The 12,619-nt window shown below is 75.2% G+C and carries 8 protein-coding genes; 6 read left to right on the forward strand and 2 right to left on the reverse strand.

Annotated elements, in window-relative coordinates; translation table 11 throughout:
• The first annotated feature begins 110 nt into the window (after positions 1-110).
• The 3 genes from AC0B61_RS03590 to AC0B61_RS03600 all read left to right on the forward strand — a co-directional run bounded on the left by AC0B61_RS03590 (position 111) and on the right by AC0B61_RS03600 (position 3,498).
• Positions 111-1,475 carry an FAD-binding oxidoreductase gene (locus tag AC0B61_RS03590; protein WP_471738966.1) on the forward strand — a complete coding sequence of 455 codons (1,365 nt, stop codon included), beginning with the start codon at positions 111-113 and terminating at the stop codon, positions 1,473-1,475.
• 454 nt (positions 1,476-1,929) lie between these two features.
• A complete protein-coding gene (locus tag AC0B61_RS03595) occupies positions 1,930-2,259 on the forward strand; it encodes a hypothetical protein (RefSeq protein ID WP_471738967.1) in 330 nt (109 codons plus the stop codon).
• A 402-nt stretch (positions 2,260-2,661) separates the two neighbouring features.
• Positions 2,662-3,498 carry a pyridoxal 5'-phosphate synthase gene (locus AC0B61_RS03600; RefSeq protein WP_471738968.1) on the forward strand — a complete coding sequence of 279 codons (837 nt, stop codon included), beginning with the start codon at positions 2,662-2,664 and terminating at the stop codon, positions 3,496-3,498.
• A 140-nt stretch (positions 3,499-3,638) separates the two neighbouring features.
• Here the strand turns inward: AC0B61_RS03600 and AC0B61_RS03605 are convergent, their stop codons facing one another.
• The gene (locus tag AC0B61_RS03605; protein ID WP_471738969.1) at positions 3,639-4,616 is read right to left on the reverse strand and encodes an EamA family transporter; all 978 of its coding nucleotides are present in this window, start codon (positions 4,614-4,616) and stop codon (positions 3,639-3,641) included.
• Positions 4,617-4,768: 152 nt separating this feature from the next.
• Between AC0B61_RS03605 and AC0B61_RS03610 the strand changes: the two genes are divergently transcribed.
• The 3 genes from AC0B61_RS03610 to AC0B61_RS03620 all read left to right on the forward strand — a co-directional run bounded on the left by AC0B61_RS03610 (position 4,769) and on the right by AC0B61_RS03620 (position 8,876).
• Positions 4,769-5,638, forward strand: coding sequence for a DUF1906 domain-containing protein (locus AC0B61_RS03610; protein WP_471738970.1), 870 nt, complete (start codon positions 4,769-4,771; stop codon positions 5,636-5,638).
• A gap of 102 nt (positions 5,639-5,740) precedes the next feature.
• Entirely contained in the window at positions 5,741-7,051 is a 1,311-nt protein-coding gene (locus tag AC0B61_RS03615; protein ID WP_471738971.1) for a hypothetical protein, read from the forward strand.
• Positions 7,052-7,214: 163 nt separating this feature from the next.
• Positions 7,215-8,876 (forward strand): long-chain fatty acid--CoA ligase, encoded by a 1,662-nt coding sequence (locus AC0B61_RS03620; protein ID WP_471738972.1) that lies wholly within the window; start codon positions 7,215-7,217, stop codon positions 8,874-8,876.
• Between the two features lie 102 nt (positions 8,877-8,978).
• Here the strand turns inward: AC0B61_RS03620 and AC0B61_RS03625 are convergent, their stop codons facing one another.
• Positions 8,979-12,524 (reverse strand): hybrid sensor histidine kinase/response regulator, encoded by a 3,546-nt coding sequence (locus AC0B61_RS03625; protein WP_471738973.1) that lies wholly within the window; start codon positions 12,522-12,524, stop codon positions 8,979-8,981.
• Positions 12,525-12,619 lie beyond the last annotated feature (95 nt).

The raw sequence follows: 12,619 nt of genomic DNA on the forward strand, positions 1-12,619 counted from the left end.
GGCCGGACGGCGAGTAGCGCCCAGGCGGCGGCCCGGGCCCACTTGCCCGGCTCCCGCCGTCCGGGCAGAGTGCGGAGGTGGCGGCGGTCGGGCGGTGAGCGGAGGCGGCGATGGGTGATCTGACGGACCGACTGGTGCAGGGCCTTCCCGCCGGAGCCGTGGTGGTGGATCCCGACGTGACCGTCGCGTACAGCCGCGACATGGCGGGGTTCTGCGCGGCCGGTGTGCCCGCCGCGGTGGTGTTCCCGGAGACGGTGGAGCAGGTGCAGCACGTGATGCGCACCGCGACGGAGCTGCGCGTGCCCGTGGTGCCGCAGGGCGCCCGGACCGGGCTGTCGGGTGCGGCGAACGCGGTGGACGGCTGCGTCGTGCTGTCGCTGGTGAAGCTGAACCGGATCCTGGAGATCGACCCGGTGAACCGGATCGCGGTCGTCGAACCCGGCGTGGTGAACGCCGAACTGTCGCGGGCCGCCGATGAGTTGGGCCTCTCGTACCCGCCGGACCCGTCCAGCTGGGAGTCCTGCACGATCGGCGGCAACATCGGCACCGGCGCGGGTGGGCTCTGCTGCGTGAAGTACGGCGTCACCAGCGAGTACGTGCTCGGCCTGGACGTGGTGCTGGCGGACGGCCGGCTGCTGTCCACCGGCCGCCGGACGGCCAAGGGCGTGGCGGGGTACGACCTGACCCGGCTGTTCGTCGGCTCGGAGGGCACGCTCGGGGTGGTGGTTCGGGCGGTTCTCGCGCTGCGGCCCGCGCCCGCTCCGCAGCTGGCGCTGGCGGCGGAGTTCCCGAGCGCGGACGCGGCCGGCGCGGCGGTCTGCGAGGTGATGGCGCGCGGCCTGACCCCGTCGTTGATGGAGCTGATGGACGCGGTCTCCGTACGGGCCGTCAACGAGCTGGGGCAGATGGGGTTGCCGGAGTCGACCCAGGCGCTGCTGCTGGTGGCCTTCGACGGGCCGGACCGGGCGGCGGAGCTGGCGAGGGTCGCGCAGCTCTGCCGGGAGGCCGGGGCGACCGAGGTGGTGCCGGCCGAGGACCAGGCGGAGTCAGACCTGTTGCTGGCCGCCCGGCGGCTGGCTCTGCCCGCGCTGGACCGGCTCGGCACCACGATGATCGACGACGTGGCGGTGCCGCGTTCCCGGCTGGCCGAGATGCTGAACGGTGTCGCGGTGATCGCCGAGCGGCACGGGCTGACCATCGGGGTGGTCAGCCATGCCGGGGACGGCAACACCCATCCGATCGTGATCTTCGACGCCGCGGACCGGGAGCAGGTCGTCCGGGCGCAGCGCTCCTTCGACGAGATCATGGCGCTCGGGCTGGAGCTGGGCGGCACGATCACCGGGGAGCACGGGGTGGGGCTGCTCAAGCGGGACTGGCTGGCCCGCGAGCTGGGCCCGGTGGCGCTGGATCTGCAGCGGCAGTTGAAGGCGGTCTTCGATCCGCTGGGGATCCTGAATCCGGGCAAGATGGTCTGATTTTCGGCAGAAACCTCCGGCGTCTCCCTTCTCGGCGACCTCTGGCGAATCGGTGTGACTTTCCGATGGTCTGCACATGGCTGGAAAGTCGACAACGAAGGGTGATCGAACCGTTCGGTGGACGCGTTCGTGGTTCGTCTGCGCCGGCGCGGTGCGACCCGTGGCCCGCGGGACGCCGAATCACCCTTTCTGGTGGCCGCCAGGTCGGCGTCGGCCGCGAAGAACCACAGCTCATCGGTGGTGGTTCGGCTCCCTGTCCGATTTCCCTGCCGTTATGCGCGGCCTGGGTGGATATCACGCTAACGGGCGAAAATTGCGGGGCTGACTAGTGCTTTGTCGATTTGTTGCGGAAGTCTGTCTCCCGGCGTCGCAGCCCGCAGGTGTTCGTCTGGCCGGCGAACCTTGCCCACCATGCTCGACCATTGACACGATTAACAGCTTCTTGGAGGATTTCATGGCTCGCATCCACACCCGCCGGGTGTCCGGATTCCTGCTTGTCGGCCCGCTCGCGGCGGGTCTGTTGCTGGCGGGCGCCGGTGCCGCGGCCGCCGACAACGGCGCGGGCGCCGCGGCCGGCTCCAACGCCGGCGTGGTGTCCAACACGGGCACCGGCAACGTGTTCGGCGGGGTCGACGGCAACTACGTGTCCACCCAGCAGACGGCCACCGGCTCGGGCGCCTCCAACCAGGACAACACCCTCGCGGTGAAGGACAACGCGGGCGCCGTTCTGGCCGGCCAGGGCAACAAGAACATCAACGTCATCTTCGCCCCGGTCTACGGCTGACCTGCCCCGGGGGGCCGCGTGAGCGCACCGGACACCATCGAAGGCGGGGGCGCCGGAGACGGGTGACCACAGGTGAGCTGAGCGGCAGGCGCGACAGGAACCCCAGGCACGACAGGAACAGCACCGGACACCGGAACAACCAGAGGGATCCGCGCATCGACCGGCCAGCGGAAAGGGTCACCGCGAAACCGGCCTCGTGGGCGGTGCCGCCATCGGCACCGCCCACGAGCGTGTCCGCAGCCCGTCCCGCCGACCGGCCGTGATCCGCCCACCGAGGGCCCGCGCCCGGGCCCGTCGGCCCACGGCGGTACGGTTGCGCTCCGACAGCGCACCGCGTGCCCGGGCCCGGAAGGGCGGCCCGGCCGGGGTGACGACCGCGGCAACCGGAAGGAAGGGTGCGTGATGGCGGCTGAGGAGGAGGGCCTGACGGGCCCGGGCGAGGCCGGTCCCGCACCGGAGCCGCAGCCGGACGCCCGCCGGAATCCGGCGGCCGAACCGGCCGGCGAGCGCCCGTCCGAGCCGAAGCCCGAGTCGAATCCCGAGCCGAGGTCCGAGCCGAAGCCCGAACCGAGGTCCGTCCCCGAGCTGCTGCTCGGCCGGCCGCCGATGGCCCGCCCGCTGCCGGCCTTCGACCACGCGGGCGCCCCCGCCGAGCCCGGCCCGCTGTTCGTGGACTGGCTCGCCACCGCGCTGGCCGCCGGGGTCCTGGACCCGCAGGCGTTCACCCTCTCCACCGTCGACGCGGACGGCATGCCGGACGCCCGGGTGCTGGTGCTGCGCGACGTCGACGCGACCGGCACCGGCTGGAACTTCTCCGCCGCCGCCGACAGCCCCAAGGGCCGCCAGCTGGCCGACCACCCGGCCGCCGCGCTGACCGTCTACTGGCCGCAGCTGGGCCGGCAGGTGCGGGTGCGCGGCACCGTCGAGCGGGCCGCCGACGTCGTCGCCGCCGCCGAGTTCGCCACCCGCACGCCCGCCGCCCGGGTCGGCGCGCTGGTCGGCCGGCAGAGCGAGCCGCTGGCCTCGCTCACCGAGTACGACGAGGCGGTGGCGGTCGCCCGTCGCCGACTGGAGACGCACCCGGACGCCGTGGCGCCCGGGCACGCGGTCTACACCCTGTGGGCGCACGAGGTGGAGTTCTGGCAGGGCGACGCCCAGCGCCGACACGTCCGGCTGCGCTACACCCGTACCGGCCCGGTCAGCTCCGCGGAATGGTCGCGCACCCTGCTCTGGCCGTAGGGCCCTGCTCTGGCCGTGAAGCCCTGTTCTGGCCGTACGGCCCTGTTCTGGCCGTACGGCCCTGTTCTGGCCGTGAGGCCCTGTTCTGGCCGTACGGCCCTGCTCTGGCCGTGAGGCGCGCGGGAAGCGGGGCTTGGGAGCTACCGCCGCCCGGCCAGCGTGGCGCCCACGCTGGCCGCCACCACGCAGCCGATCCCGGCCAGCTGCGGCCCGCCCAGCAGCTGGCCCAGCACCACCAGGCCGACCAGCGCGCTGACCGCCGGCTCCAGGCTGACCAGCACGCTGAACACCCGCTGCGGCATCCGGCGCAGCGCGGTCATCTCCAGCGCGTACGGGATCACCGGCAGCAGCAGTGACACCCCGGCGACGGCGGCGAGCAGCCACAGCGGCGAGGCGTCGGGGGCGGTCAGCCCGTGCCAGGCCTGGCCGAGCCCGAACGGGGCCAGCGTCAGCGCGCCGACCGTCATCGACACCGCCAGGCCCTGGAATCCCTGGAAGGTCGCGCCGACCTTGTCGGTGAACAGGATGTACAGCGCGTAGCAGGCGGCCGCCCCGAAGGCGTACAGCAGGCCGACCGGGTCGAGCGAGCCCCCGCCGTCGCCTTCGCCGAGCAGTGTCAGCAGCGCCACGCCGGCGGCCGCGAGCAGCGCCCAGAGCAGGTGGCTGGCGCGCCGGGCGAAGACCAGGGCGACGGCGAGCGGGCCGAGGAACTCGATGGTCGCGGCGGTGCCCATCGGCAGCCGGTCGATCGCCCCGGCGAACAGGAAGGTCATCCCGGCCGAGGCCACGCCGAGCAGCGCGGCCGCGGCGAGGTCGCGCGGGCGCTTGTCGCGCAGCTTCGGGCGGGTGGCGGCGAGCAGGATGACGGCGGCGAAGCCGAGCCGCAGGAAGGTCGTGCCGCTGACCCCGAGCGGGCCGAAGAGCGGCTTGGACAGGGCGATGCCGGTCTGCACCAGGAACATCGCGGTCAGGCAGAGGAGCGGCGCCGGGATCCTCTCCCAGCTGCTCCGCTCGCCGGCCGGCGCGCCCTGAGGAGCGGGCGGCGCGGCAAGGGCCTCGACGACGGCGGCGGCCGATGACGAGGCGACGGAGGTTTCGCTGGCGTGGGACGTGGGCATAGCGGCGAGTTTGCCGTAAGGAGTGACAAACCGGCAAGCTCGTTACAAATATCGGGACGGAAGTGGACGGGTGCGCCCGAAAGGGTGGACCCCGGCGGGGCCCGCGGCGTGGCTGCCGGATGCGCCCGACGCACCGTCAGTAACAAGGCCGGGTGCGCTACCTCCGCCCCGCGGCCCTCCTCGTCGCCTCCCTCGTGCTCCTGCTGGCCACCGACGGGACGGGCGTGAGCGCCGGAGCCGCCGCCCCGGCCGCCGCCGTCCCCCGCATCCGGACCGTCACCCTCCCTGACCGTGCCGTCCCGCCCCGGTTCCGCGAATCCTGGAGCGGCGCCGCCTTCGACGCCTGCACCGCACCCCCGCTCGACACCCTGCGGGCCTGGCGCGGCGCCTCTCCGTACGGGGCGGTCGGCATCTACACCAGCGGCTCCCAGCGCGGCTGTGCCCAGGCCCGCCTCACCACCGACTGGGTGGGCCAGGCCCGCGCGCTGGGCTGGCGGTTCCTTCCGGTGCACGTCGGACTGCAGGCGCCGTGCGCCGACCCGAGCCGCAAGCCCCGGCGGATCGACCCGGCGAACGCCGTGCAGCAGGGCCGGGACGAGGCCGACGAGGCCGTCCGCGGGCTGCGCTCGCTCGGGTTCGGCGCCGGCAGCCCGGTCTACCTGGACATCGAGGCCTACCCGATGCGCGACCCGGCCTGCGGCCAGGCCGTGGTCGACTTCACCCTCGGCTGGACCCAGGCCCTGCACTCCGCCGGGTACCGCTCCGGCTACTACTCCAGCCTCGACTCCGGCATCGCCGACCTGGCCGCCGCCGCCCGGGCCGGCAGCTCCCCGATGCCCGACGCGCTCTGGTACGCCCGCTGGGACGACCACGCGGACACCGCCGGCTCCGGGGCCCTCACCCCGGACCTCTGGGGCCTCCACCAGCGCGTCCACCAGTACCACGGCAACGTCGAGGAGAGCTACGGCGGCGCCGCCCTCACCGTCGACCGCAACCAGGTGGACGGCCCCACCGCCGGCTGAGGCCCGTCGGATGCGGCCCGTCGGACGGGGCCCGTCGGATGGGGTCCGCCCGTAGAGGCCCGCCGGTAGGGTGGCCCCCGGTCACAGCAGACGGGGGGCGGCATGCCGAACGGTCAGGAGCACGGCGGAGCCGGCGGGTACGGCCAGGGCGCCGCGGACGGCTACGGCTCGGTGCCGCCGCAGAACCCGTACGCCCAGCCGGTACCGCCCGGGCAGAACCCGTACGCCCAGCCGGTGCCGCCGCAGCCGCACGCCCCGCAGCAGCCGTACGCCGCTCAGCCGCCCGCCTCGGCTCAACTCCCTTACCCAACACCACAGTTCGGAGCGCAGCCGCAGTCGCAGCCCGGGGGCTTCCCCGGTCCCGCGCCGCGCCGCAGCCGTGTCGGCGTGCTGATCCAGTTCGTCCTGCAGTGGATCTACGCCCCGCTCTGGATCGTCGGCCTGGTGGTCCTCTTCGTCGTCCTGATCTTCGCGGAGTACAGCGGCAACGGCCCCACCTCCGACGGCTGGCTGAGGGTCAACCGCAGCTTCCTGCCGCCGCGCCGCCTCCGCGCCGAGCTGACCGGACGGCCGGAGGACTGGGAGCGTTACGTCACCCCGATCCTCCGGCGCCGCATCGCCGCCGCCGAGGCGAACCACGCGGCCGGCGGCGGCGAGGTGCAGGCCGACCTCGGCCGGGAGGTGTCGGTCCGGCTTGCCCTGCGCCTCTACCGGGGCCTCGGCGCGGACGGCGTGGTCCGGCTCGCCGAGCGGCAGGGCTGGCACGGGGTGCCGCCCGGCACCGCCACCCGCAGCGGGTCCGGCACCGGCACGAGCACCGGCACCAGCACCGGCGCCAGCACCAGCACCAGCACCGGCACCGGCACCGACGCCGAGCACGTCCGGCTCGCCCGCCACTTCCCCGCGCCGACCGGCCTGAACGCCCCCTCCCCGCAGGACCCGCCCGCCGCTCCCGGCACCCCGTGGGGCCCGCAGCCGAACCGCTTCGCGCTGCTGCTGCCGTTCGTGTTCCTGCTTCAGATCGTCTATGTCCCGGTGTTCGGCCTGCTCACGTTCTGGGTGAACCGCCCCGAGCCGGACTACTGGGAGCGCTGGGGCGCCCGCTGGACGGTCGGCCCGCGCGCCTTCCGGGCCGAGTTCACCGGCAGCCCCGCCGCCTGGGACCGCCACATCCGCCGCATCCTCAAGCGCGACGGCACCCGCGAACTCGCCCGCACCGCCGAAAGCTACCGCCGGGTCACCGCCCCCGACGGCACCTACCTGCGCCGCATCCGGCTCCACCGCGCGACGTACCGGGGCGCCGGCGCCCACCGGGCGCTGCGCATCGCCGCCGAACAGGGCTGGTCCCTCGACCCCACCTACACCCCCGACCCCGTCAACTCCCTCCGCCTCTGCCGCCACGAGCGGAGCTGACCGGCCGCCCGGCCTGGGCGGGCGGCCGACTCCGTGATCCGTGCAACGGGGCCGGGATGCTGACAGTGGCCGCCCGGGGCGGCAAAATCGGGCAGGTCCGCGCATTACCGCCCAGTAGGTGCCGCAGGCGCAGCCGACAGTGCCGCCAGGTCAAGGAGGACCCGTGTTCAGCACGATGCAGGACGTCCCGCTCACCGTCGCCCGAATCCTGGAGCACGGATCCACGGTCCACGGCCGCTCGACCGTCACCACCTGGGACGGCACCGGCCCGGTCGTGCGCACCTACGCCGAGGTGGGCGCCCGCGCCGCGCAGCTCGCGTGCGCGCTGCGCGACGAGCTGGGCGTGACGGCGGACGACCGGGTCGCCACCCTGATGTGGAACAACGCCGAACACCTGGAGGCGTACCTCGCCGTCCCCGCGATGGGGGCCGTGCTGCACACGCTCAACCTGCGGCTGCCCTCGCGGCAGCTGTCGTTCATCGTCAACCACGCCGCCGACCGCGTGGTCATCGTCAACGGCACCGTCCTCCCGCTGCTCGCCGCCGTCCTGCCCGACCTCGCGCCGACGCTCAGGCACATCGTGGTGAGCGGCCCGGGCGACCGCTCGCTGCTGGCGGGCTTCGCGGGCGGCGTGCACGAGTACGAGGAGCTGATCGCGGGCCGGCCCACCGCGTACCCGTGGCGGAGCGACATCGACGAGCGCCAGGCCGCCGCGCTCTGTTACACCTCCGGCACCACCGGCGAGCCGAAGGGCGTGCTCTACAGCCACCGCTCGGTCTACCTGCACTGCCTGCAGGTCAACACCGGCGACAACTTCGCCTTCACGCCGCGCGACACCGCGCTGCCGGTGGTCCCGATGTTCCACGTGAACGCCTGGGGCATCCCGCACGCCGCCTTCATGTCCGGAGCCAACCTGCTGATGCCGGACCGTTTCCTCCAGCCCAAGCCGATGGCCGAGATGATCGCCGCCGTCCGCCCGACCGTGAGCGCGGCCGTCCCCACCATCTGGAGCGGCCTGCTGGACGAGCTCGACGCGGGCGACTACGACACCTCCAGCCTGCGCATGGTGGTCATCGGCGGCAGCGCCTGCCCGCCGTCGCTGATGGAGGGCTTCCAGGAGCGCCACGGCATCCGGGTCCTCCACGCCTGGGGCATGACCGAGACCTCCCCGCTCGGCTCATTCGCCCAGCCCCCGGGCGGCCTCACCCCCGAGGAGGAGTGGCCGTACCGGGTCACCCAGGGCATCTTCCCGGCCTCCGTCGAGGCCCGGCTGATCGGCCCGGGCGGCGAGCGGATGCCGCACGACGGCGTCGCGGCGGGCGAGTTGGAGGTGCGCGGCCCGTGGGTCGCGGGGGCGTACTACGGCGGCGCCGGGCAGGACCCGGTCCGCCCGGACGACAAGTTCTCCGAGGACGGCTGGCTGCGCACCGGCGACGTCGGCACGATCACCGCCGACGGCTACCTCACCCTCACCGACCGGGCCAAGGACGTCATCAAGTCCGGCGGCGAGTGGATCTCCTCGGTCGAGCTGGAGAACGAGCTGATGGCGCACCCCGAGGTGGCCGAGGCCGCAGTGGTCGCCGTGCCGGACGAGAAGTGGGGCGAGCGCCCGCTGGCCACCGTGGTCCTGCGCCCGGGCGCGACCGTCGGGCTGCGGGAGCTGCGGGCCTTCCTGGCCGGGCGGATCGCCTCCTGGCAGCTGCCGGAGCGCTGGTCGATCGTGGAGTCGGTGCCGAAGACCTCGGTCGGCAAGTTCGACAAGAAGGTGATCCGGGCCAGTTACGCGGCGGACGAGCTGGACGTCACCGTGCTCGGCAAGGAGTAGCCGCCGAGGATGGCACCGGGCCGGCCGCCCCCGTACGGAACGGGGGCGGCCGGCCCGCTCGCTCTTCCGGCGCCGCGCCCGCGCCGGGCGCGAAGCAGGCGATCAGCCGGCGGCGGCGACGCCCGCCTCGCCCATCGTGCCGATCCGTCCGAGCAGGTCCACGATCCGGCCCTGGACGTCCTCGCCGGTCGAGCGCTCGGCCAGGAACAGCACCGTCTCGCCGGTGCGCAGCCGGGGCAGTTCGCGCGGGTCGAGATCCGCCGAGGTGTAGACCACCAGCGGGGTGCGGTGCAGCCGGTCGTTGGCGCGCAGCCAGTCCAGCAGGCCGACCCGGCGGCGGCGGATCTGCAGCAGGTCCATCACCACCAGGTTGGGCTGCACGCTGCTGGCCCGGGCCACGGCGTCGTTCTCGTCCACGGCGTGCTCGACGTGCATGCCGCGCCGCTCCAGGCTGCTGATCATGGCGGCGGCGATGTCCGGGTCGCTCTCGACCAGCAGCACGCGCGGGGCGTGGTGCTCGCCGTCGCGCGGCGCGAGGGCGCGCAGCAGGACGGCCGGGTCGGCGCCGTACGCGGCGTCCCGGGTGGCCTGGCCGAGGCCGGCGGTGACCAGCACCGGGATGCGCCGGTTGAGCGCCGCGGTGCGCAGCGACTGCAGTGCGGTGCGGGTGATCGGGCCGGTCAGCGGGTCGACGAAGAGGGCGGCGGGGAAGCCGGGGACCTGGGCGTCGACCTCCTCGCGGGAGCTGACGATCACCGGGTGGTAGCCGCGGGACTGGAGGGCCTGCTTGGTGGCCGGGTCGGGCTCCGGCCAGACCAGCAGACGACGGGTGTTGGCCAGCTCGCCACCGGGGGTCGGCGGCTGCTCGGGGAAGGGCTGTCCGGCGGCGGGCCGCTCCTCGGCGGCCGCGAGCTCGGCTCTCGGGCGCGGCGCGGTCCGGGCCTCGGCCGGGACGGGCGGCTGCGGCGCGACGGCGGGCACCGGCGCGGTGCCGAGCGGGCGAGGCGGGGCGAGCTCGCCCAGGCCGGTGCCGACCGGGCGCGGGCCCGACGGCTCCTCGGCGGCGGGCAGCGCGGGCCGGGCGGGCGCCGGCGCGGTGCCGGTCGTGCCCGCGGGCGCGTCCGGGCCGGGCCCCGGCGGGACGGCGAGCCGGCGGCGGCGCCCGGTCGGCGTGGCGGCCGGCTCGGCGGGCGGTGCGGGTGGCGCGGGCGCGGGGTCGGCCGGCAGGGCGTGCTCCAGGCCGGGGTACACCGGGGCGTCGGGCATCCCGGGCAGCGCGAAGCCGCCGGAGGAGTCCTCGGCGGAGGGCAGGGCACGGCGCCGACGCGGCTTGGACTCGCCCGGGGCCTCCTCCGGCGCGGCCCCGGCGGCCGGGGTGCCGCCCGGCGGAGTGCCATCGGCGGTCGGAGCGGTCGGAGCGGTCGGAGCGGTCGGGGCGGAGGGGGCCGGGCCGAGCGCGAGCGGTTCGCGCCCTCCGGTCCGGTTCTGCTGCGGCCGCTCACCCTCGACGGGCACGGCGTAGGCGGGCCCGGAACGGCCGTCGTCCTTGCCCCACGGGTCGCTCTGCACGCCGTCCGGGCCGGCCAGGCCCTGACGGCCGTACGCGGGGTCGTGGCCGGTGCCGTTCCACTGCTCGGGGACGGCCCGATCGACCCGGGCGGGGGCGTTCGGCCACTGGTCGGTCGGGGCGTCGGGCGCGGTGGGCGCCGGGGTCTCGGTGGCCGGCCGGCCTCGGCGGCCGCGCCGCTCGGCGGCGGCGGGCGGCTCCTCGGCGGGTGCCGGGCCCGTCTCCGGGGCCTCGTGACCCGGCAGCTCGGCAGTCGGGGCAGTCGGGGCAGTCGGGGCGGCCGGGGCGGCCTCGGCGGGCCGGCCGCTGCCGGGCAGCTGCGGGATGCCCGGCAGCTCGGGCAGGACGGCGCTGTCACCCTCCTTGGGCCGGTCGGAGCGGCCCTCGACGGACGCGCGCTCGGCGGCGGCCTTCGCGGCGGCCGGGTCCAGCGGCAGCTCGACGACGTACGTGGTGCCGGCCTTGCCGGGCAGCTCGTGCGGCTGGAGCACGCCACCGTGGCGCTCGACCACCGCGCGGGCTATCGGCAGGTGGACGGGGCTGCCGCCGACGCCGGGGCCGCGGATCTCGACCCGGGCGACCTCGCCGCGCTGGGCGGCGGCCAGGACGACGGTCGGCGGCTCGGGGGCGGGCGCCAGCGCCGGCGCCGCGCCGCCGGTCAGCCCGGGCACGGCCAGTCCGGGAACGGCCAGACCGGGGGAGGGGGCGGTGGGGGCGTCCAGCGCCAGGCCGAGGCCGCTGACGTCGGCGACCAGGTGGGCCAGCGCCTGGGCGAGCCGCCGCTCGTCGGCGATCACCTCGACGGCGGCGGCGTGCACCGAGAACCGCACCCGGCCCGGGCCGATCAGCTCGCCGGCCTCCTCGACGGCCCGGCGGACGACCTCGTCCAACGCGACCGGCACCCGGGGCGCGGCGGCCGGCCGGCGGCCCTTGCCGTCCTTGCCGTCCGTGCCGTTCTTTGCGTCCGTGCCACCCGGGCTCTCCTTGCCGTCCCTGGCCTCGGCCCCGCCGCCCTCGCCGGCCTCGGAGCGCTGGTGGTCCAGGACGCCGTCGATCAGCTTCCCGAAGCGGCGGCACTCGGCGGCGAGCCGGCGCAGCGTCCAGTTGGCCTCCGGCCACAACTGCCCGGCGGGGTCGGCGGCGAGCGCGTCCAGCCGCTGGTTCAGCGCGTTCAGGGCGCCGCCCAGTTCGCTCTCCAGCACGGCGGTGAGGTGCTCGTTGCGGGCGACCAGGGCGAGTTCGCGGCTGCGGTCGGTGAAGGTCATCACCGCGCCGACCAGCTGGTCGCCGTCCCGGACCGGGGCGGTGGTGAGGTCGACGGTGACCGGCCGACCGTCCTTGCGCCACAGCACGGTGCCGCGCACCCGGTGCTTGCGCCCGGAGGTCAGGGTGTCCAGCAGCGCGGACTCCTCCAGCGCCAGAGGGGTGCCGTCGGCCCGGGAGTGCTGGATCAGCGGGTGCAGCTCGCGCCCGCCCAGCTCGCTCGCCCGGTACTCCAGGATGTGCGCGGCAGCCGGGTTGACCAGCACGCAGCGACCTTCGAGGTCGACCCCGAGCACGCCCTCGGCGGCGGCCCGCAGGATCATCTCGGTCTGCTTGTGCTGGCGGCGCAGCTCGGCCTCGACGCCGAGCCGGCCGGAGAGGTCGCGGACCAGCAGCAGGAGCAGGTCGGAGGAGGACGGCGAGCGGGAGCCCTCGCGGTACGTGTCGTACGGGACGAGCGGGGAGAGCGCGTAGCCGCGGCCGTCGCCGCCGTCGTCGGCGAAGTCGTTGCCGGAGACCTCGACCGGGAAGGTGGTGCCGTCGGTGCGGTGGGCGGTCATCCGGACCGGACGTTCCAGGGCGTCGCCGTCGCGGGTGGCCGGGCGCATCGAGCCGGGGATCCGGCTGGGGTCGAACTCGGGGAGCAGGCCCAGTACGCCCATGCCGACCAGTGAGGTGCCCGGCGCCTGCAGTGCCTGGACCGCAGCGCTGTTGGCGTCCACGACGGTCCCGTTGCTGTTCACCAGCAGCAGTGCGTCGGGCAGGGCGTCGAGTATGGCGGCGAGGCGAGCAGCGCCTCGGATCGGCCTGCTGCTCACGTCGACAGGTCTCCTCGGCTCGGGGCAGCTCCTCCGGAGACGGCAGTATCTCATTCTTCTTTGCGGCAGGGACGACCCGCCTAGTAACGTTGGCG

It is taken from the genome of Kitasatospora sp. NPDC023385, from assembly GCF_055664045.1.

Bases quoted from the DNA above. Each gene is read 5' to 3' on its own strand.
- AC0B61_RS03600 (WP_471738968.1), top strand. From the start codon at position 2,662: ATGGCGGCTGAGGAGGAGGGCCTGACGGGCCCGGGCGAGGCCGGTCCC.
- AC0B61_RS03615 (WP_471738971.1), top strand. From the start codon at position 5,741: ATGCCGAACGGTCAGGAGCACGGCGGAGCCGGCGGGTACGGCCAGGGC.
- AC0B61_RS03590 (WP_471738966.1), top strand. From the start codon at position 111: ATGGGTGATCTGACGGACCGACTGGTGCAGGGCCTTCCCGCCGGAGCC.
- AC0B61_RS03595 (WP_471738967.1), top strand. From the start codon at position 1,930: ATGGCTCGCATCCACACCCGCCGGGTGTCCGGATTCCTGCTTGTCGGC.
- AC0B61_RS03605 (WP_471738969.1), bottom strand. From the start codon at position 4,616: ATGCCCACGTCCCACGCCAGCGAAACCTCCGTCGCCTCGTCATCGGCC.